Source organism: Legionella sp. PC997 (assembly GCF_014109825.1).
Lineage (GTDB): Bacteria > Pseudomonadota > Gammaproteobacteria > Legionellales > Legionellaceae > Legionella.
Genome location: NZ_CP059576.1, coordinates 383,822 through 404,268, shown reverse-complemented (window position 1 = coordinate 404,268; position 20,447 = coordinate 383,822). Strand labels below are relative to the sequence as shown.

Here is a 20,447-nt window from a genome sequence, read left to right as displayed (position 1 = left end):
TACCAAAAACTCTCTGGGCAATTGTACCAACTTGCGCTATATTACCGCGAATTTACTTAACCCTAACGCTAATGAAAATAAATCAATTCCGAACTGCTTGGATTCTTTGTAAGATCATATTTTACACAGCAGTAACCAGCACACGCTGTCTTTCTAAATATTTTTTTAGCACTCTCAACCGAAAGTGGACGGATAAAGCATTACACCATTGGATTGATCAACTGCTGAATGCAGTACAAGTAGAGTATAAAGTGATTAACCCTTTTAATACTCATCCCCAAGCAGGAAAGGCGACCATTATTATGTGCAATCATTCCAGTGCTTATGATATTCCTCTCGCATTTAAAGCTTTTCCAAATAACTCCATTCGCATGCTATCCAAAAAAGAACTCGCAAAAATTCCTTTAATGGGACAAGCAATGAAAGCGGCAGAGTTTCCCTTTATTGATCGAAAAAATAGATATCAAGCCATAAAGGACTTAGCATTTGCTAAGCAATTAATGGAAAGTGGAATTGTTATGTGGATAGCTCCGGAAGGAACTCGCTCCAAAGATGGAACACTCGGTTCATTTAAAAAGGGAGGATTTATCACCGCAATTCAGTCCAAGGCAACCATTATTCCTATAGGGATACGGGGTGCTAATAATATTTTACCCGCACGTACGTTTAATTTTCATCTAAAACAAAAAGCAGAAATCCATATAGGCAAGGCAATTGATGCATCACAATTTACACTTGAGAACAAAGAAAAACTAATTCATCAGACTTTTGAAGTCATCAAAGAACTGGTGGGAGAAAATACGTCTCCTTAATTGCCACACAAACTAGAACCTTACTCCATATCCACTCGGTGTATTGACTATGGATGCTGCCAATCCTATTGCCCTCGGATCCGATGCCGCAGTTAAGATATTGGTTTGTTTATCCCAAGTAATTGCTTGCATATCACCATAATTTCGGCCTAACTGCATCAGATTATACCCCATAGCTTTTAAAGCTTGTTGAATTGATGGAGGCAAAGCATCGGGTTCAATCTGTACCACATCGGGCAAATACTGATGATGAAAACGCATTGCTGATACCATACTAATTGCCCCGTACGTGTCATAAAATACCAATGATGCGATTAACACCATGGTAGGAATACGACTACCGCCCGGAGTTCCTAAAATTGCCACACGATCGGGTAGTTCAAGAAAAGTGGGCGTCATACTGGATAAGGGCCTTTTTCCAGGTGCGATCGCATTTTGATCTGCTCCAACAATACCAAAAACATTTTCTTGGCCCACTTTGCTTGAGAAATCATCCATCTCGTCATTCAATAAAACCCCCGTGCCCTCAGCGACAACACTGGAACCAAAAATAAAATTTATGGACAGAGTCGCTGCAACACGATTGCCTTCAGTATCAATAATGGAGAAATGAGTTGTGTGTGTAAGACTTTTTTGTTCTCCTTGATGATTTTTGGTTTGTCCTTGCAAAATAGAACTAGGTATTGCCTTATTAGGTGGAATTAATGTACTCAACTGCTTGGCGTTTTCTGCAGAAAGTAACTTTTCGACAGGAATAGTGACAAAGTCAGGATCCCCTAGAAACCGTTCACGTTGCCAATAGGCAAGACGCATAGACTCTACTAGGTAATGAACCCATTGAACTTTTGAAAATGATGCGAGGGAATAGTGAGACAATATATTCAACATAGTCAATAGTGCTACTCCTCCTGCTGAAGGTGGGGGGGCAGTAACAATGAGCATATTATGATAGGCTCCTATCAAAGGCTCTCTGACCTTAATACGATATTTAGACAAATCCTCGAGCGTCCAGATACCTCCCGCAGCATTCACCCCCCTCACCAATCGATCTGCGACTTCTCCAGCATAAAATCCTTGCTCTCCTTTTTCTGCAATGAGTTTTAAGGTATTCGCCAAATCGGTTTGAATTAACCGTTCTCCAATGCGATAGGGACGCCCCTTATTCAAGAAAATCTTAGCAGTGGATGGATATTTTTTGATTTGTGCTAATCGATCTTCATTGCTTAAAAACGAACTTAATTGTTTATCAACCAAAAAACCTTCTTGTGCTATTCTAATGGCCGGCGCCAATGATTTTGCTAAGGGTAATCGCCCATATTTTTTTGCAATATAGATCAATGCAGCTGGTTCTCCTGGAATTGCGGCTGCTAAACCTCCATTTAAGGATAATCCCGGGATTACACTACCATCCGGTGCTAAATACATGTCTTTTTTCGCAGCCAGTGGTGCAGTTTCTCGTCCATCAATAAAGATGTTTTTATGCTGATCTTCTTGATGTAGAAGCCAAAAGCCCCCTCCCCCAAGACCAGAATGATAGGGTTCAACGACGGCTAATACCGCAGAAACGGCAACAGCTGCATCAAAAGCATTTCCACCACTGGCTAAAATCTCAAGTCCTGCATTAGTTGCCAATGGATTTGCACTGGCGATTGCATATCCTGGTGGAAGAATATTATTTGGTTTGGCAAAAGTATTTGAAAAAAAAATCAATAAATTAATGCTAATTGTAATTAGGGAAAATATTTTAAATACTAGCTGACGTTCCATGCTCATCCTGTCTCTTTTGGAGTTCCCTTACGACACAAGAAGGAACGAACTGAGAGATATCTCCATTTAAAATCGCAATTTCACGAACCAGAGTAGAAGAAATATACATAAAATTTTCTGAGGGTGTTAAAAAGATTGTTTCTATTTGCTTGGATAATTTTCGATTCATGCCGGCCAATTGGAACTCATATTCAAAATCAGAAACTGCCCGTAAACCGCGTAAAATAATTCCAGCCTTCTGTTCTAATACAAAATCAATTAAAAGATTATCAAATCCAACTACATGAACTCCGGGTAAATCTGCAACCGCTTCTTCTACGAGCTGTATCCTCGTTTCCAATGGTAAAAAAGGCCGTTTTGCTTTATTGCTTGCCACAGCAACAATCGTGTCAGGGAAAATCTTAGTAGCTCTACGAATAATATCCACATGCCCATTGGTAACTGGATCAAACGTACCAGGATAAATTGCTTTTAATTTCATATTAATTAAGACTGATTGCATATGCGATAAGTCTAGCGTATTGTTAATTGAAAAACTACAAAAATGGACTTGAGGTGAAAAATGAACAATGTGAAACTATTTATAATAATACCCTTCTTCTTGCTAACTGCCTGTGCTCCTCCCAGACCTGCTGCAGAATTGCCTGAAAACAAAACGATGCCTGTAGAACAACGTAAAGCTAAAACAGAAACGGTCTCCTCCTGGGAAATTCGTGGTGCTATGGCTGCAAAGAGTAAAAGCAAAGGTTGGTCCGCTACTATGAATTGGAAACAAAGCGGCCCTAGTGCTTACCAAATTCGTCTCATGGGTCCTTTAGGTGGGGGAACGGTTCTTATTGATAAAAAAGGTGATACCGTCACATTCCAAGATGGACCTAAAAAAATAACGTCACACAATGCCGATGAACTATTAGTTGAACAAACTGGAATTAGGCTTCCGGTAAATAATCTTTATTATTGGGTAAGAGGGCTTCCAGCTCCAGGCCCAGTCCAGGCGGAGCATCGTGATGACTACAATCACCTGGTCGAATTAAAACAAAATGGCTATACGATTAATTTCACCAAATACACTTCGGTTAAAGGAGTTGATCTGCCAAGCATGATTCGCCTTGAAGGCAACGGAGTAATGATCAAAGTAGTGATTCAGAACTGGACCGTATAAATCCAGTCTGCATGTTTGAATTTTTGCCGAGCGAAGTTTAGGGATTTTCTTCCTAAATTTCGCTTTACTTGTTCAAGTACATATGACAATCTAGCAGCAATGTCAACTCTTACACTCACTTAAAAATAGAAAAAATTATTGCTTTCAAAGTTGACATGTTCCCAAAACCACTGCAAAATACGCAACACATTTGCAGGGATGAGCGCAATTTTATAACGGATGATTGTAAGAATCTGCAAATTTTAGGGGTGTCGCCAAGCGGTAAGGCACAGGGTTTTGATCCCTGCATACCTAGGTTCGAATCCTAGCACCCCTGCCACATTCTTGTTGATTCAAGTAAACAGACAGCAGAAGATAACCTGGAAGGATGCGTCTTGTAATGCTCAAATAATAATAATATCTTTTTGGCTGTCTTCTGCTATGTGTTTAAGTTAAGTGATTAACCTAAATCTAAGGCTTTTTACACATGTCCACAATGATGATTTTTGCCGGAAATGCAAATCCGGAATTAGCTCAACAAATTTCTTCTCATTTGAAAATACCTATTGGCAAAGCGACTGTCGGTACGTTTAGCGATGGGGAAACCATGATCGAGATTCTAGAAAATGTCCGAGGAAGAGACGTTTTTATAATCCAATCAACCTGTGCTCCAGCAAATAATAATCTGATGGAACTCCTTACAATGGCTGATGCGCTAAGAAGATCTTCTGCGTCCCGTATCACGGCAGTAGTTCCTTATTTCGGTTACGCACGTCAAGATCGCAGGGTTCGCTCTGCACGCGTGCCGATTACAGCTAAAGTTGTTGCTGATATGATGGCATCAGTAGGTATCTGTAGAGTTCTTACTGTAGATCTCCACGCAGATCAAATACAGGGCTTTTTCTATATGCCAGTCGACAACGTTTATGCGACTCCGATACTTCTCGAAGATATACAAGACCAGAATCTAGAAAATATGATGGTTGTCTCTCCTGATGTTGGGGGTGTTGTTAGAGCCCGTGCGGTTGCAAAACGACTTGACCATGCGGACTTATGTATCATCGATAAACGTCGTAGTGGTCCCAATAAATCCGAGGTAATGCACATCATTGGCGAGCCAAAAAATAAAAACTGCATTATTGTTGATGACATTGTAGATACCGCAGGAACTCTTTGCTCCGCAGCACATGAACTTAAGAAAAATGGCGCCCATAGCGTAAGAGCCTATATTACTCACCCTGTTTTATCTGGCCCTGCAGTCAATAATATTAAAAATTCCGGACTTGATGAAATTGTAGTAACGGATACTATTCCTTTGTCTGACGAAGCACGTCAATGTAAAAAAATTCGGGTTGTAAGTTTATCTGATATGCTGGCTCAGGCAATTAAACGAGTCAACATCGAAGAGTCCGTAAGTTCCATGTTCGCTGAATAAACATAAAATATTCCTAAGGCCTATACCGGTCTAACCTGTTTGCTTGCAAACAGGTTCTCTCAACTCCGCATCAATCTTAGCTGCAGATTGTGGTTCCTTTTGGCATTTCTTCACCGATTTCCCGCGAAATTCATTTTAGGATAGAAATTATTGATCCCGCGGACAAGCCGCGGAAATAGGAGGATTGATTATCTTTTAGAACCCTGCTGCAAGGAGGGCTGGATTCGTTTCAGCGCTCTTAGAAGACTGATGAACGTTTGAACCTGAGAGGGTTTTTTGAGCAACGTAGCCCTACATCAGCACCCAAGCTCCGAACTGCTTTTCATTCAAGATACGCCAGAATAACGCTCAGTCTAAGGGCTTAACACTTACGAAATTCAACTGCTAGCAGTCAGGAACGACATTAACGACTCTTCGCAACGTCCAAATGGAACATACTTGCACTGTCGCTAATTAGAATAACTTGTTAACATTTAGATTATAAAAAAGGAGCTCCCAGCTCCCCTTTTACTACATATTTGAGTTAGTCGCGCGTACCAACATATTTATCATCGAAATATCGACGTAGTTTAGTTCTCAAAGTTCCACGACTAATCCCCAGCATAATTGCTGCTCGAGACTGATTGTATTTACAATGTTCCATTACGGCACGGAACAATGGTGTTTCAATCTCTTCAAGTACAAATTGGTATAAGTCAACAGGATCAGTTCCCTTAAGCTCTGAAAAATATTTTTGCACTGAAAGAGTTACGCTTTCGGCTAGAGAAGCGGTGTTATCCACTACTTCATTACTGATTGTTGTCATTATTATTAGCTCCTCCTTTTAAAAACAGTATATTACCGAAACAAGCCCATGGAGACAAGGGCAGAACAGAAAAAACTGTATTAAAAATCAATGTATAATGTTCAATTTAAACTCAAAAAGTTCTTATAAGGAGTAGGTTGTTTTATACGATCTACTCCTTACAAAATTACTTCAGTCGAATCCTAGAATTTCATCATCGAAGGATCGTAAGGTTTGCCATTTATTGTGAATTTACCTTGGTCCAAACTCACTTCAATTACATAATCAGTACCTTGAACTGTAATGAGCCCAGTTTGCTGCAATGCGGTTAGTTGTTTATTCGTTTGCATTTCAGCTAATTGCTCAGGGGTTAGAGCGGGCTGAGCTGTTTGGCCTCCAGCTTGATTTGCTTGGAGTTGCTGGGTTAAGGTTTGTTGTAGATCAGGTTTTTTGGAAATTTGTTGCATTACCGATTGCTTCATAACTGCTTTTACAGCCTCTGAAGGGATTTGCAACTTCGCTTTACCTTGAATCTTTTGCATCATTTCAAATGGATTAGCATTTTCACCTTTAGGCAAAGTTACATAAAGATTGCCTTCAATCTGTCCTTGAGGAATCTTAAGGCTAAGCTTAGAAATTTCAAACTCGGCACCCTTGTTAAATAATTTGGGCAGCTCGGGAAGAAGAGCAAGCATGGCTTGTTGGCGTTGAATATCATTACCATTTTGCATAGCGGTAGTTTGTTGGTTAATTTTAGCCAACACATCTGCGTCAAGATTTCTTAAAGCAACATCCAATTCTCCGGGACCATAATTTTGTCCGTTTGCTAATACTGATTTTATAGCCAAGTTAAAATGAGTATTAAACAGATGTTGTTCAATATCGCTATCTGACTTGATGATAAGATCGTTCAAAGCAAACATTTTTTGATCTTTTACAAAAACATTAAATGAAGGAAGAGAGAAATTTGCATCCCCCAAATACAAGCCGGCAGGTGTTTCATGTAAATCATAATCACTGGATACTTGATTTAAACTAATTCGGGTATCGTCTTTAATTGCATTTAAACCCTCTAAGACAATTTTACCCGCAACTTTACTCATTCCTGAAGACATGGTGGTTTTTGAATCCATTCCTAACCATTCAAGAGTACCTGAACCATCTTTTGCAATTAATTTAAAATTAGGAACATTGAATTCCACAGTACTTTCATTAAGGTAATTAACAAAAATACTTAAATCTAACTGTGGTTTTACAGAGTTTGGAGTAAATTGAGCTTCGAATTGTTTATTGTATTCTGCAGGAAATGGAAAAATTGCCTCACCATAACCTAATCCAAAACGTAAGCGTTTATTGGAAAAAATAAATGGGCCATGGTGGATGGTTAATGGCATCTCCATATTATAGTCTTGAGCAGGAAGAGTTTTAGATTGTCCATTTTCATCTTGAACTACACGCTCGGGAATATGCAGACGCCATTTAATTTGGGCTTCAGAGCTAAATAATCCTTTATTGTACTGTTGGATTTCAGCATATAATCCATTAGATTGGTCAATTACTTGTATATTCTTTCTGATTGTTCGTTCAGTAAGAACGCCCATACCATAATACCCGCCTAGAATTAGAACGGCCAGGATAATGACTAATCCTGTAAATTTTTTCATTCTCTTCTCCATGTTATTAATTCGCATGCAAAAACTGCAGCTGAAAGTATAACAGCAAATAACATCAGAGTGCGATAAGCTTATAAAAAAACAGTGTTAACTATTTTCTGCTTAATCAATAAAAATTTCAGGCACTTAGGAATGACTTGTTGGCTTACAATACGTTTCCTTCACGGTAAATGCCAACACGAGTGCGATTATGGAGCAAAGCGGTAGCAACTTCAAACCTGCTTGGAAATCAGAAAGTAATAGCGTTTCGACATTATAAGAACGAGCACCAGATACCATATCGACCAATCGGCCCACTAAAGGCTGTAATGACGCCCCAACAAAAATGGATATCATGTTAGTAAATGCAATAGAAGTTCCTATCACGTTTCTATCATGGATTTCGGTGGAAACGGCGTAGGCAATAGCGACACCTGTATTGGTCAATCCGAAAAGAAAGAAGAGTAAATAAGCTGAGTTTTGACTTAAAGTTGGGCTGAATACATATAAGGAAGTAAAAATAACACCGAATAATGCAGAGAGGATCATTAATGGTTTACGACGTCCCATCTTATCGGAAAGCCAACCTGATAAAGGACCACTAATACCCCATCCGATAAAAATTAATCCTGTAGCAAAAGCAGCGGCATGTGCACCTAATCCCCTACCAAATTGTAGATAGGCAGGACCGATTGCCTCGCCAATAACAGCAGTTGGGCCAAATAAAAATCCAGCATATAACGCATTCAGCCAAGTTTGTCTGCATGACAATATAATTTTTAAACTTTGAAGAATACTAAGCTGATTTATAGAGCGAACCTCACTTCGATGTTCACCCGGTTTATCTTGTACAAATTGATACAATAAAGCTGCTAGAGCAATGAACAGAAAAGCAATAATCAACATACTGTGGCGCCATCCCACATTAGTGACTAAAAATGAAACTGGAGCCTCTCCAGCTGCTGCACCCAGCATTCCTAAAGCCTGGGTTAAACCTGCAAGCAACCCCAGCATTGTGGGAGGAAACCAAGATGTTGCCAATCTGAGAGAACAAACAAAAGCAAAAGCGGCACTAAACCCTATAAGCATCCTACCTATTGAGCCCATGAATAGGCTATCCGCAAGACCAAACACACAACATCCAAAAGCGGTAACCAATGACATCACAGTGAGTAGCCAACGTATACTTAAACGATCTACAGTAAGTCCTACTGGAATCTGCATGAGGATGTAAGGAATATAAAATGAGGCAGTTAAAATACCAAATCCTGCTTCATTGATTCCGAAATCAATTTGTAAGTAGCGATGCATTACTCCAGGGGCAACACGAGCCATATAATCAGAAAAATAGAATGCAGCAGCTAATCCCCATACTAACCAGGCAAATCCTAAATAATTTTTACCGGTATAAATTTCTACTCTTGACTCATGTATTTTGTTCATAAACTCTCTACGCTAATAAGATCCTAATTGGCTTTGAAGGGTTACAACGCACACATCAAAAAACAATCCCAGGATAAAGATTGTCAGCATTTCATTGATCGACTCAATTTTATATTGCTAGGAGTATAAAAATGAAAAAAACTAAAAATATTTATCCAAAAAATGAGCAATAAATCTGTAAAACAAAACCTACATTATACTGCTGTTGTCATTTATTTCAACACATAGTTTGATTTCATTTTCATAGGTACAGAAAATGGTTATAATTAGGTTGTTTAATTTTAAGGTATAAAATATACCTGATATTGCTATATGTACATTACTTTGGGTTATTTTTAAACCAAAATGCTATCATATCGCTCAACATTCACTACTAAGGCTAAAAATGAACGCTCTTAACCTTGCAATTAAAGAAGCTCTTGATGCAGCTGGAACTACTAAAGAAGCAAATAAAGCTTATCTTGAATTTATCAAGGCTAACTTCATCATCCCTGTAGAACAAAGTTTAAATGACGAGCAGCCCAGGGTTTTATTTCTACAAGAGCAAGGCCATATCTTCCTTCCTGTGTTCACGGATATGAGCTATCTTGATGCGTGGGCAGTAGATATTGCACATGAAATCCATTTGCTAAAATTATCTGGCGTCGACTTGCTTAAGGGGCTTGGTGATCAGGTGACCCTATGTCTGAACATAGGTACTGAATTTTATAAGGAATTTAATCCATCTGAAATCGCACGAATGCGATCAATGGTTCTCAAACTTTTCAAAAATTAGATCTAACTTGGACAACCACTTCATCCAAAGGTGGTAACGACGAGAGATCTTCTGTCTTGCTCGGCAGTCAGAGAAGATCCCTCATATATATATATATAATTTATGCAACCAACTCAAACAATTGATATCCAACGATTGCAGAAGCCGCTATTGCACCGCTAATTTCAATCACTAATGATAAAAAGCCATGCTTATGACCATACTCTTTATCATTCGCAGCTACTTCTTCGTTTACGGTCAGCTCTTCATTTTCTAAGGCATTCAACTCAAATAAAGGTTCTTCGCCCTCCATTGCATCCCACCATCCTTCTAACCAGTGTTCTGCTTGTTGGGTTCCTTCACGAAATGGATTATCCTCTTCAGCTACATCTGCCAGCGCACATTCGTATCCAAATGCGTAACTGTCTTCATAGCTTGGATGTTCAACATTAAAACGTAATTTAATATGTGGTAGTAAGGCTGTTATGTCGTTCATGGTTATACCCTCTATTTATTCGCACAGTATTTCCTATAATACTGTTAATAATTTCTACACTTAAGACAATTTTACGACTTTCTATTAACGCTTATTTACCAAATAAAAACATTTACTAATTCTTGACAAATTTTCTTTTAGCATGAAAAAAATAACTTCAGAATCAATTTGAGTTTTATAATGCTATATTATATTAAGCAATAATCAGGCCAAGTTTTTTTTGTATCTTTAAAAAACAGAAAAAATAGAGTAAGTACAAAAAGAAGGATAAAATGTAAATTTGTGGCAGAACTTACCTTTTTGCCGGCAAATTTTGCCGCTAGTACATGTTATTACTATGGTGCTAAACGATGAAACGTCCAGTGTCCATTTTTTAGAGAATAATGAATTCTATCGTGCAAACGATTATCTCGTCCTTGCCAAAATTCGATTTCATCAGGAATAACCTTGTAACCTCCCCAAAATGTGGGTCGTAACACAGGTTCTTGCCCATGCTTTTGAATTAACTCATTTAGAGCGTTCTCCAAAACTTCTCTTCCCGCAACCTCATGACTTTGTGGGGAAACAAGAGCACTGAATTGGCTTTTTATGGGTCTTGTTGAAAAATAAAGATCTGATTGTTCTTTATCAATTGGTTTGATTTGTCCACGAATACGTACTTGTCTAGCCATTTGTGGCCAGTAAAAATTAAGTGCTACGTATGGCTTATTTTTAATCTGTTTTGCTTTTTTACTTTGATAATTTGTATAAAAAACAAAACTCCCACCTTCCAAACCTTTTAATAACACGACTCGAGAATCGGGTAAACCTTGATCATCTACTGTGGAGAGCACCATAGCTGTAGGATCATTTTTTTCATTTTTTAAAACATCTTCAAACCAAAGCTTAAATTGAACAATTGGATCTTCTGGAAGTGATTGCTCATCTAAATTGAGCTCTCCATACTCTCGTCTTATATCCGCAATGCTTCGAAAATTTGTCATGAAGTACCATAAAAATAGGGTTAATGAAATATCAGCATTCTTACTGGTAGGAAGTGAGTACACCTGGGTTAGGAATTTATCTTAACCCAGGCAACATCCAGATAAATTACCAGCCTGTAACTTCGGCAATTGCATCACCTAGATCTGCAGGCGAACGTACAGTTCTCACGCCTGCTGCTTCTAAAGCGGCATATTTTTCTGCTGCAGTCCCTTTGCCACCCGAAATGATTGCACCAGCATGCCCCATACGTTTCCCAGCAGGTGCTGTTACCCCTGCAATATAGGATACTACTGGTTTGCTGACATGCGATTTAATGTATTCAGCAGCTTCTTCTTCTGCAGATCCACCGATCTCCCCTACCATAATAATGGCTTCAGTTTTAGGATCCTGCTCAAATAAAGCTAAAGCATCAATAAAACTGGTTCCTGGAATGGGATCGCCGCCTATACCGATACACGTACTTTGTCCAAAACCTTTATCTGTAGTTTGTTTTACTGCTTCATACGTTAATGTTCCTGAACGTGAAACAATACCTACTTTTCCAGGTAAATGAATAGAACCGGGCATAATTCCAATTTTGCACTCGCCGGGGGTAATAATTCCAGGACAATTGGGTCCAATCAAACGAGCTTGAGTATTATTTTCCAAATACACTTTAACTTGTAACATATCCAGTACGGGAACACCCTCAGTGATACAAACAATTAATTGAATGCCCGCATCAGCCGCTTCTAAAATAGAATCTTTACAAAAGGGCGCCGGAACGTAGATCACGCTCGCTTCCGCTTTGGTTTCTTCCACGGCTTCGCGCATGGTATTAAATACCGGTAAATCTAAATGCTTCTGCCCGCCTTTGCCTGGGGTCACACCACCAACCATACGTGTGCCATAAGCAATCGCTTGTTCTGAATGATAAGTTCCTTGCTTTCCAGTAAACCCCTGACACAATACCTTAGTATTTTTATTAACCAATACACTCATTGTTAACCTCGAAATTTAGTAATTAAGCAACAGCTGCCACAATCTTTTTCGCAGCATCAGTTAAACTGGTTGCAGCAATCACATTCAAATCACTTTTATTTAAAATATCAGCACCTAGTTGTGCATTATTACCCTCAAGACGTACCACCACAGGAATTTTCACATCGACTTCTTTCACTGCGGCTAAAATACCATCGGCAATGAGGTCACAACGAACGATGCCGCCAAAAATATTGACTAAAATGCCTTTGACTTTATCATCAGAAACAATAATTTTCAGTGCCTCACTTACTCGTTCTTTAGTCGCGCCACCACCCACATCAAGGAAGTTAGCGGGTTCACCACCGTGAAGCTTAATCACATCCATGGTCGCCATCGCCAAACCTGCACCGTTCACCATGCAGCCAATCGTTCCATCCAGAGGAATATAGTTTAACTCCCAATCGCTGGCACGATTTTCTCGCTCATCTTCTTGACTGGTATCGCGCATGCTTTTTAATTTAGGTTGACGGTATAACGCGTTGCCATCTATATTAATTTTTCCATCCAAACAAATTAATTGTTCTTGTTTTGTTACTACCAGTGGATTGATTTCTAATAAGCTCAGATCACAATCAACAAACATTTTACCCAAGCCCATCATCAACTGTGTAAATTGCTTTATTTGATCGTCTTTAAGACCTAATTTGAATGCCACCTCGCGACATTGAAATGGCATGACACCAACTAATGGATCCACAATTACTTTAAAAATTTTTTCGGGCGTTTCTTCAGCCACTTTTTCTATTTCTACACCACCTTCCGTAGAAGCCATGAATACGACACGACGTGTAGCACGATCAACAACCGCTCCAAGATATAATTCTCTGCCGATATCACATGTTTCTTCAATTAAAACAGCATTAACCGGTTGTCCATGAGCATCCGTTTGATAAGTAACTAAACGAGTACCTAATAATGCTTTAACTGCTGCAGCTAACTCATCTTTATTTGCTACTAATTTCACACCACCGGCTTTTCCCCTACCCCCAGCGTGGACCTGTGCTTTAACAACCCAACGGGGAGTAGATAACTGTCCGGCAACTTGCATTGCATCATCAACGCTGTAAGCAACTTCACCGTTTGGTACGGGTAAATTATAACTAGCAAATAATTGTTTGGCCTGGTATTCATGTAAATTCATTGCGATTACCTTTCTAAAAAGCAAAATCCGTCACTAGCATAAGTGTTCATTTATGCATATATCCTGGAACGAATAATAAGATCAATTGCAGGATATACTAAGATAAACTTAAAACCTCTGGGTTCCAGCTACGCCTTCCCCCAGATACATTTATGCGTCAATGCGAATTTCACTGTTACATTTCATTAAACATTAAGCAAAAGACGAGCAGGATCTTCCAATAACTCTTTCACACTTACCAAAAACTGTACTGAATCTTTACCGTCAATCAATCGATGATCATAAGATAAAGCCACATACATCATAGGACGAATCACTATTTGTCCTTTTTCCACTACAGGTCTATCTTCAATTTTGTGCATTCCCAAAATTCCTGTTTGGGGTGGATTAATGATCGGAGTTGCCAATAAAGAACCAAATACCCCACCATTAGTAATAGTAAAGGTACCTCCTTGCATATCTTCCATGGCTAATTTACCCTCTCTAGCCTTTTTTGCAGCATCGTTGATTGCTAATTCAATATCAGCCATACTCATCTGATCCGCATCACGAATCACCGGTACGACCAGCCCTCTTTCTGTAGATACCGCAATACCTATATCATAAAAGCCATGATAGACCACATCCTGACCATCTATAGAAGCATTCACTGCGGGAAAACGCTTTAATGACTCAACGACTGCTTTGGTGAAAAAAGACATAAATCCAAGTTTTACGCCATGTTTTTTCTCAAAACTGTCTTTATATTGAGCACGCAAATCCATAACGGCTTTCAAATTTATTTCATTAAAAGTCGTCAACATCGCTGCATTGTGTTGTGCTTCTAATAAGCGCTCCGCAATTTTAGCCCTTAACCGTGTCATTGGAACTCGACGTTCTTCACGTAGACCCATAGATGCTTTGGGGGGTTGCTCTTTCCCACTTTCTTTACCGGATGTTTTTTCTCTACTCGACTCTATGTAAGCGAGAACATCTTCTTTCGTAATCCGACCTTCTTTGCCACTGCCTTTTATTTGCCCAGGTTGAAGGTCATGTTCTGCCATTATGCGTCGAACTACAGGACTGGTTGACTTATCTTCTTTTGCACTTACTTCCTCACGTTCAGCCTGTTCATTTTCCTTCAGTGATTCAGCTTTATCTTCTTTCTTCTCGGCTTGAGCCTCAGATCCAGCGCCAGCTTTTATTTTTGCAAGTAATTGGCCAGAACGAACTGTGTCGCCTGTTTGAAACATTATTTCAGCCAGTATTCCATCAGCAGGAGCCGGGACTTCCAAGACGACTTTGTCCGTTTCCAAATCGAGTAAATTCTCATCACGAGTAACTTTATCACCTACTTTTTTATGCCATGCAGCTACAGTTGCATCAGCCACCGATTCAGGCAAAACAGGTACTTTGACTTCAATAGACATGGTTATACCTTCTTATTTTATTAAATTCGTTAACACATTGTAACCTGGGTAAAAAGCAAAGCAGTAATCCAGACTACGATAAACTTACAATCAGTCCAATAAAGCTTGCTCTACTAAAGCTTGTTGTTCTTTTGCATGCAGAGCAGGGCTTCCTGCTGCAGGTGCCGCAGCAAATTCTCTTCCGGCATAATGCAAGGTTTGTTCAGGACGCAAACAATCTATTATATTATGTTGAGAAGAGAACCATACCCCTTGATTCTGCGGCTCTTCCTGACACCAAATAATCTTCTTGGCTTGAGGATATTTATTGAGCTCCGTAGTAAGTGCTTTTTTAGGGAACGGATATAATTGCTCAATTCGCACCAATGCAATATGGTTTAATTCTTTATCACGACGCATTTGCAGCAAATCATAATAAACTTTTCCACAGCACAGTACCACTTTTGTAACTTTTTGTGCATCTATCGCATCAATTTCCGGAATAATAGTGTGAAACTTACCTTTGAATAAATCCTCCAAAGGAGAAACTGCTAGTTTATGACGTAGCAGACTCTTGGGAGTCATAACAATTAATGGCTTACGGAAATTACGGATAACCTGTCTTCTTAATAAATGGAAGATCTGAGCAGGGGTAGTTGGCGTACAAACTTGCATATTGTGCTGAGCGCAAAGTTGCATGTAACGCTCTAGACGGGCAGAAGAGTGCTCAGGGCCTTGTCCTTCATATCCATGAGGCAAGAGCATAACTAAACCACATAGACGACCCCATTTTTGCTCACCAGAACTAATGAATTGATCGATAACCACTTGCGCCCCATTGGCGAAATCACCGAACTGAGCTTCCCAAAGTACCAAGAAATTAGGTGCAGAGGCGGCGAACCCATATTCGAAAGCCAATACGGCTTCTTCAGAAAGCACTGAATCGATTACTGAAAAAGGGCGGTCTAGTTCATTAGTTATTTGTTCTAAAGGTGTAAAGGTTTCTCCAGTTTCAGCATCATGCAATACAGCATGACGATGAGCAAAAGTTCCTCTTCCAGAATCCTGGCCAGATAAACGAACCCCATAACCTTCTTGAACTAAACTAGCGTATGCCATTATCTCAGCATACCCCCAGTTCATTGGTAAATCACCGGCCGTCATTTTATCGCGCTCATTTAATAAGCGTTGAACCACCGGATGTAATGTAAAGCCTTTCGGTAACTCGCTTAAGATTTTAGCTAATTTTTGTAAGTTTTCTTTTTTAATAGTGGTATCTACTTTATCCGTCCATTTTGCATTCAGATAGGGAGTCCAATCTACTGCATACTTTCCTTCATAATCACCATGAACCAGATCGACAACCGCTTTACCCTGATCCAGAGTATCACGATATGCTTCTACTAATTGTTCAGCATCTTTACTGGTTAGTAAACCTTCTTGGGTCAATTGCTCGGCATAGATTTCACGCAGAGGACGCATGGATTTAATTTTACGGTACATCGCAGGTTGAGTTACCGCAGGTTCATCTGCCTCATTGTGCCCGTGGCGTCGATAACATACGAGATCCACTACGACATCTCGTTTAAATTTCATTCTGAAATCAAATGCAAGCTTCGTTGCGAATACGACCGCTTCGGGATCATCACCATTCACATGTAAAACAGGTGCCTGAACCATTTTGGCCACATCAGTACAATATAAAGTAGAGCGTGCATCCAAAGGATTACTGGTAGTAAAGCCTATTTGGTTATTAATAACAATGTGGACTGTACCACCCGTGCTATAACCACGTGCCTGAGAAAAATTAAAGGTTTCCATCACCACGCCCTGACCGGCAAATGCAGCATCCCCATGGATAAGAATAGGAACAACTTTTTCCTTTTTGCCCAGATCGCTACGACGACCTAAACGAGAACGTACCGACCCCTCTACTACAGGTCCAATAATTTCTAAATGTGAGGGGTTAAAAGCCAAAGCCAAATGTACTACTGAACCTGAATTGGTTCTTATATCTGAAGAAAAGCCTAAATGATATTTCACATCCCCAGTACGTTCATATTTTATTTTTCCTTCAAACTCTTGGAACAATTGATTGGGTTCTTTACCCAATACATTCACCAACACATTTAAACGACCTCGATGTGCCATACCGATAACTAACTCTTTAACATTACCTTTACCGGCACACTCAATGATTTCTTTCATCATGGGAATTAATGAATCGCCCCCTTCAAGAGAGAATCGCTTTTGCCCTACATAACGTGTCCCTAAATAACGTTCTAAACCGTCTGCAGCAATTAAGTCTTTTAAAATTTGCATTTTTTTTGCCGCATCTAATTTAAGTCGACCGCGTACCGACTCCATTCGTGCTTGTAGCCATTCTATTTCTTCAGTATTAGAAATATGCATGTATTCAATACCAATACTGCTGCAATACGTTTCGCGCAGCGCTTGATATATTTCGTCCAGAGTCATTTCTGGACCATCAAATGTAGTGCCTGCAAAAAACTTACGATTTCTATCTACATTAGATAAGTGGTGATACTCCAGTTCCAGTGCAGGGACCGGTGTGCGTTCCGTCATTTCCAATGGATCAAGTTTAGCCGCATGATGACCCAATGAGCGATATGCGTTGATCAAGTCGGCAATCCTAAATTGCTGACTGTCTGAGGCTTGGGCTACAGGTATGGTTTTTTTATCTGCATTCTGCAAAAAATAATCACGAATATCTCTATGTGAGAATTCCTTTTCGGTATTCACCTTAGGCAAAGCACTAAATACTGCTCGCCAATCGGATGAAACCGAGCTGGGGTCAGCAAGATAATCTTCATACAGACTATCAACATAAGCCATACTTCCGCCAGATAAATAGGAAGAAGCCCATTTTTTTTGCAGATCGGAACTGCTCATTTTCTTTTCTCCAAAGGGGTATTAATCACTACCACCAGTAAATTGGGTATTCCACTCATCCCCGTGGATAAAACAGCTATCCCCGCAAGTGCGGGGATCATCCTTATACTGGTTTCGAGCACATTTAAGAGGTTCCCCGTCTTACAGGAATTATATTTTTCTATATATGGCTTTTACCAGTACCAATAAACAAGAAAAGTACTATTAGGTTTCTTGTGTCAACATTTGTAGGCGAATCTCGGAAATTGCTTTCGTCGGATTGAGTCCTTTCGGGCAGACATTAGTACAATTCATAATACTTCGACACCGAAACACACTGAATGGATCTTGTAATTTATCCAAACGATGAGCTGTTGCGGTATCACGGCTGTCTGCTAAAAATCGTCTTGCCTGTAATAAACCAGCAGGACCAACAAATTTTTCAGGATTCCACCAGAATGAAGGACACGAACTGGTACAACATGCGCACAAAATACATTCATATAATCCATCAAGTTGAGCGCGTTCCTCTGGTGATTGCAACCGTTCTTGGGCTGGTGGAATCTCATTATTTTGCAAATAAGGCTCGATACGCTCGTATTGCTGATAAAACTGCGTCATATCCACTGCTAAATCACGAATAACTGGAAATCCCGGTAAAGGACGAATAACAATTTTATCAGTATTCAACTGGGACACATGGGTAATACATGCCAAGCCATTTGTCCCATTAATATTCATGCCATCTGAACCGCATACTCCTTCGCGACAAGAACGTCTGTACGTAATTGAGGGATCCTGCTCTGCTTTCAAACGTTCAAGTAACGTAAGTAACATAGGATCACTTTTAACTGGAACCTCCAATTCATAATCTTTCATATAAGGCTTAGCATCCACCTCAGGATTATAGCGATATATTGATAGGGTCAATGTTCTACTATCTGCTGCCATGTAATGTATCCTCTTTAGTAAACGCGTTCTTTTGGCGCAAAAGGCTCGACGTGCTTGGGTGATGTATTCACGGGACGAAAGTCAATCTTCTCACCTTCCTCAAAATATAGCGTATGTTTAATCCAGTTGGCATCATCACGTTTCGGATAATCTTCACGACTATGAGCACCTCGACTTTCCGTACGAACAATTGCAGACTGCGCTGTAGCATATGCAGTTGCCATTAAATTATCTAACTCTAATGCAGTGACTCGCTCCGTATTAAATATCTTGCTTTTGTCTTCTAATTTTGCATGTGCTAAACGTTCCCGCAGAGCCTGAAGACGTTTTAAGCCAGAAGCCATTACTTCACCGGTTCTGAAGACGCCAAAGTCCTCTTGCATTACACGTTGCATTTCATCATGAATCACTGCTGGGCTTTCACCCTCAGTTGAATTGTTCCATCGATTATATCGCTGTAAAGACGGAGCAATATCATCCTCACTAATATAAGTCATCTCAGGTAAATGATTTGATTGCCATAACTCTTCAACATGCAATCCTGCTGCTCGACCAAAAACGACTAAGTCCAGTAATGAATTACCACCTAAACGGTTTGCACCATGTACCGAAACGCACGCGCACTCACCTACGGCATATAAACCTTCTACGATATGTTCTACACCGTTGGTTTTGGTAAGTACTTGCCCATGCATATTTGTAGGGATACCACCCATGCTGTAGTGGCAGGTAGGAACCACTGGAATTGGTTCAACAATTGGATCAACTCCGGCGAATTTCATAGATAACTCACGAATACCAGGTAAGCGTGACTTAATCAGATCGGAACCTAAGTGATCCAATTTTAATTTAACGTGATCCACTCCTTTGGGATCAAAACCTTTACCTGCACGGATCTCGAGAGCCATAGAGCGAGCAACTACATCCCGGGAAGCTAAATCTTTAACTCTCGGTGCATAACGCTCCATAAAACGTTCACCGTCTTTGTTAATCAGATAACCGCCTTCACCTCGACACCCTTCAGTTACCAAAACACCGGCTCCAGCAATTCCGGTAGGATGGAATTGCCACATTTCCATATCTTGTAAGGGGATACCTGCCCTTAATGCCATACCAAAACCATCCCCGGTATTAATAAAGGCATTGGTTGTCGATTGATAAATACGACCTGCGCCACCGGTAGCCAAAATACATACTCGCGATTGGAAAAATACGACTTCACCGGTTTCGATACACATTGCAGTAACACCAGATATATGTCCATGCGAATCTTTAACAAGATCAAGAGCATACCATTCACTAAATACGTGTGTTTTAGCTTTTAAATTTTGTTGATAGAGGGTATGTAATAAAGCATGTCCAGTTCTATCCGCTGCAGCACAAGTACGTGCTGCTTGATCACCACCAAAATTCTTGGATTGACCACCAAACTGGCGTTGATAAATTCTGCCATTATCCATGCGTGAAAAAGGCAATCCCATATGCTCAAGTTCATATACGGCTTCGGGACCTGTTTTACACAGGTATTCAATTGAATCTTGATCGCCAATATAGTCCGCCCCTTTCACGGTATCATACATATGCCAACGCCAATCATCATCGTGCGCATTACCCAATGCACAAGTAATACCTCCTTGGGCAGATACTGTATGTGAACGAGTTGGAAATACTTTAGATAAAAGTGCGACCTTTAAGCCAGAATTTGCCATCTGCAATGCGGCACGCATTCCAGCTCCACCAGCTCCAATTATTACTGCATCAAATGTGTTACGTGCAATTGCCAT

Annotated in this window: 17 protein-coding genes and 1 tRNA gene; 5 read left to right on the top strand and 13 right to left on the bottom strand. The window is 39.9% G+C overall.

What is annotated here, in order from left to right:
• Positions 1-71: 71 nt before the first annotated feature.
• The gene (locus tag HBNCFIEN_RS01815; RefSeq protein WP_182392448.1) at positions 72-812 is read left to right on the top strand and encodes a 1-acyl-sn-glycerol-3-phosphate acyltransferase; all 741 of its coding nucleotides are present in this window, start codon (positions 72-74) and stop codon (positions 810-812) included.
• Positions 813-824: 12 nt separating this feature from the next.
• Here the strand turns inward: HBNCFIEN_RS01815 and ggt are convergent, their stop codons facing one another.
• Both ggt and coaD read right to left on the bottom strand, forming a co-directional pair.
• The gene (gene ggt / locus HBNCFIEN_RS01810) at positions 825-2,579 is read right to left on the bottom strand and encodes a gamma-glutamyltransferase (protein WP_182392447.1); all 1,755 of its coding nucleotides are present in this window, start codon (positions 2,577-2,579) and stop codon (positions 825-827) included.
• Positions 2,557-3,081, bottom strand: coding sequence for a pantetheine-phosphate adenylyltransferase (gene coaD / locus HBNCFIEN_RS01805; protein ID WP_182392446.1), 525 nt, complete (start codon positions 3,079-3,081; stop codon positions 2,557-2,559). Before coaD ends, ggt begins: the two co-directional genes overlap by 23 nt.
• Before the next feature lie 60 nt (positions 3,082-3,141).
• On the opposite strand from coaD, the gene lolB reads away from it, so the two are divergent.
• From lolB to HBNCFIEN_RS01790, 3 genes are all read left to right on the top strand, one after another.
• A complete protein-coding gene (gene lolB, locus HBNCFIEN_RS01800) occupies positions 3,142-3,741 on the top strand; it encodes a lipoprotein insertase outer membrane protein LolB (protein ID WP_182392445.1) in 600 nt (199 codons plus the stop codon).
• Between the two features lie 244 nt (positions 3,742-3,985).
• Positions 3,986-4,060, top strand: a tRNA-Gln gene (locus HBNCFIEN_RS01795).
• Between the two features lie 147 nt (positions 4,061-4,207).
• Positions 4,208-5,155: a ribose-phosphate pyrophosphokinase gene (locus HBNCFIEN_RS01790; RefSeq protein WP_182392444.1), complete on the top strand. Its 948-nt coding sequence runs from the start codon at positions 4,208-4,210 to the stop codon at positions 5,153-5,155.
• Between the two features lie 523 nt (positions 5,156-5,678).
• On the opposite strand, the gene HBNCFIEN_RS01785 is transcribed toward HBNCFIEN_RS01790, so the two are convergent.
• The 3 genes from HBNCFIEN_RS01785 to HBNCFIEN_RS01775 form a co-directional block, all read right to left on the bottom strand.
• Positions 5,679-5,960, bottom strand: a complete 282-nt coding sequence (locus HBNCFIEN_RS01785; protein WP_003633193.1) for a helix-turn-helix domain-containing protein — start codon at positions 5,958-5,960, stop codon at positions 5,679-5,681.
• Between the two features lie 182 nt (positions 5,961-6,142).
• Positions 6,143-7,603 (bottom strand): YdgA family protein, encoded by a 1,461-nt coding sequence (locus tag HBNCFIEN_RS01780; protein ID WP_182392443.1) that lies wholly within the window; start codon positions 7,601-7,603, stop codon positions 6,143-6,145.
• Between the two features lie 135 nt (positions 7,604-7,738).
• Positions 7,739-9,034 (bottom strand): MFS transporter, encoded by a 1,296-nt coding sequence (locus tag HBNCFIEN_RS01775; protein WP_182392442.1) that lies wholly within the window; start codon positions 9,032-9,034, stop codon positions 7,739-7,741.
• A gap of 385 nt (positions 9,035-9,419) precedes the next feature.
• Here HBNCFIEN_RS01775 and HBNCFIEN_RS01770 point away from each other — a divergent pair, with 385 nt between their 5' ends.
• Positions 9,420-9,809: an SseB family protein gene (locus HBNCFIEN_RS01770; protein ID WP_182392441.1), complete on the top strand. Its 390-nt coding sequence runs from the start codon at positions 9,420-9,422 to the stop codon at positions 9,807-9,809.
• Between the two features lie 100 nt (positions 9,810-9,909).
• On the opposite strand, the gene HBNCFIEN_RS01765 is transcribed toward HBNCFIEN_RS01770, so the two are convergent.
• From HBNCFIEN_RS01765 to sdhA, 8 genes are all read right to left on the bottom strand, one after another.
• Positions 9,910-10,284 carry a transmission trait enhancer LetE gene (locus HBNCFIEN_RS01765; RefSeq protein WP_182392440.1) on the bottom strand — a complete coding sequence of 125 codons (375 nt, stop codon included), beginning with the start codon at positions 10,282-10,284 and terminating at the stop codon, positions 9,910-9,912.
• 335 nt (positions 10,285-10,619) lie between these two features.
• Positions 10,620-11,267: a pyridoxamine 5'-phosphate oxidase gene (gene pdxH / locus HBNCFIEN_RS01760; RefSeq protein WP_182392439.1), complete on the bottom strand. Its 648-nt coding sequence runs from the start codon at positions 11,265-11,267 to the stop codon at positions 10,620-10,622.
• Positions 11,268-11,373: 106 nt separating this feature from the next.
• Entirely contained in the window at positions 11,374-12,249 is an 876-nt protein-coding gene (gene sucD / locus HBNCFIEN_RS01755) for a succinate--CoA ligase subunit alpha (RefSeq protein WP_182392438.1), read from the bottom strand.
• Between the two features lie 22 nt (positions 12,250-12,271).
• Positions 12,272-13,432, bottom strand: a complete 1,161-nt coding sequence (sucC, locus tag HBNCFIEN_RS01750) for an ADP-forming succinate--CoA ligase subunit beta (RefSeq protein ID WP_182392437.1) — start codon at positions 13,430-13,432, stop codon at positions 12,272-12,274.
• Positions 13,433-13,617: 185 nt separating this feature from the next.
• Positions 13,618-14,841: a 2-oxoglutarate dehydrogenase complex dihydrolipoyllysine-residue succinyltransferase gene (odhB, locus tag HBNCFIEN_RS01745; RefSeq protein ID WP_182392436.1), complete on the bottom strand. Its 1,224-nt coding sequence runs from the start codon at positions 14,839-14,841 to the stop codon at positions 13,618-13,620.
• A gap of 90 nt (positions 14,842-14,931) precedes the next feature.
• Positions 14,932-17,733 carry a 2-oxoglutarate dehydrogenase E1 component gene (locus HBNCFIEN_RS01740; RefSeq protein ID WP_182392435.1) on the bottom strand — a complete coding sequence of 934 codons (2,802 nt, stop codon included), beginning with the start codon at positions 17,731-17,733 and terminating at the stop codon, positions 14,932-14,934.
• A 204-nt stretch (positions 17,734-17,937) separates the two neighbouring features.
• Positions 17,938-18,663, bottom strand: a complete 726-nt coding sequence (locus HBNCFIEN_RS01735) for a succinate dehydrogenase iron-sulfur subunit (RefSeq protein WP_182392434.1) — start codon at positions 18,661-18,663, stop codon at positions 17,938-17,940.
• Between the two features lie 14 nt (positions 18,664-18,677).
• Positions 18,678-20,447, bottom strand: coding sequence for a succinate dehydrogenase flavoprotein subunit (gene sdhA, locus HBNCFIEN_RS01730; RefSeq protein WP_182392433.1), 1,770 nt, complete (start codon positions 20,445-20,447; stop codon positions 18,678-18,680).

What these genes read in the sequence shown, in the direction of transcription:
- HBNCFIEN_RS01765 (WP_182392440.1), bottom strand. Translation starts at nt 10,284, where the DNA reads ATGAACGACATAACAGCCTTACTACCACATATTAAATTACGTTTTAAT.
- HBNCFIEN_RS01790 (WP_182392444.1), top strand. Translation starts at nt 4,208, where the DNA reads ATGTCCACAATGATGATTTTTGCCGGAAATGCAAATCCGGAATTAGCT.
- ggt (WP_182392447.1), bottom strand. Translation starts at nt 2,579, where the DNA reads ATGGAACGTCAGCTAGTATTTAAAATATTTTCCCTAATTACAATTAGC.
- odhB (WP_182392436.1), bottom strand. Translation starts at nt 14,841, where the DNA reads ATGTCTATTGAAGTCAAAGTACCTGTTTTGCCTGAATCGGTGGCTGAT.
- HBNCFIEN_RS01785 (WP_003633193.1), bottom strand. Translation starts at nt 5,960, where the DNA reads ATGACAACAATCAGTAATGAAGTAGTGGATAACACCGCTTCTCTAGCC.
- lolB (WP_182392445.1), top strand. Translation starts at nt 3,142, where the DNA reads ATGAACAATGTGAAACTATTTATAATAATACCCTTCTTCTTGCTAACT.
- sdhA (WP_182392433.1), bottom strand. Translation starts at nt 20,447, where the DNA reads ATGGCAATTGCACGTAACACATTTGATGCAGTAATAATTGGAGCTGGT.
- pdxH (WP_182392439.1), bottom strand. Translation starts at nt 11,267, where the DNA reads ATGACAAATTTTCGAAGCATTGCGGATATAAGACGAGAGTATGGAGAG.
- sucC (WP_182392437.1), bottom strand. Translation starts at nt 13,432, where the DNA reads ATGAATTTACATGAATACCAGGCCAAACAATTATTTGCTAGTTATAAT.
- HBNCFIEN_RS01770 (WP_182392441.1), top strand. Translation starts at nt 9,420, where the DNA reads ATGAACGCTCTTAACCTTGCAATTAAAGAAGCTCTTGATGCAGCTGGA.
- HBNCFIEN_RS01735 (WP_182392434.1), bottom strand. Translation starts at nt 18,663, where the DNA reads ATGGCAGCAGATAGTAGAACATTGACCCTATCAATATATCGCTATAAT.
- coaD (WP_182392446.1), bottom strand. Translation starts at nt 3,081, where the DNA reads ATGCAATCAGTCTTAATTAATATGAAATTAAAAGCAATTTATCCTGGT.
- HBNCFIEN_RS01780 (WP_182392443.1), bottom strand. Translation starts at nt 7,603, where the DNA reads ATGAAAAAATTTACAGGATTAGTCATTATCCTGGCCGTTCTAATTCTA.
- sucD (WP_182392438.1), bottom strand. Translation starts at nt 12,249, where the DNA reads ATGAGTGTATTGGTTAATAAAAATACTAAGGTATTGTGTCAGGGGTTT.
- HBNCFIEN_RS01775 (WP_182392442.1), bottom strand. Translation starts at nt 9,034, where the DNA reads ATGAACAAAATACATGAGTCAAGAGTAGAAATTTATACCGGTAAAAAT.
- HBNCFIEN_RS01740 (WP_182392435.1), bottom strand. Translation starts at nt 17,733, where the DNA reads ATGAGCAGTTCCGATCTGCAAAAAAAATGGGCTTCTTCCTATTTATCT.
- HBNCFIEN_RS01815 (WP_182392448.1), top strand. Translation starts at nt 72, where the DNA reads ATGAAAATAAATCAATTCCGAACTGCTTGGATTCTTTGTAAGATCATA.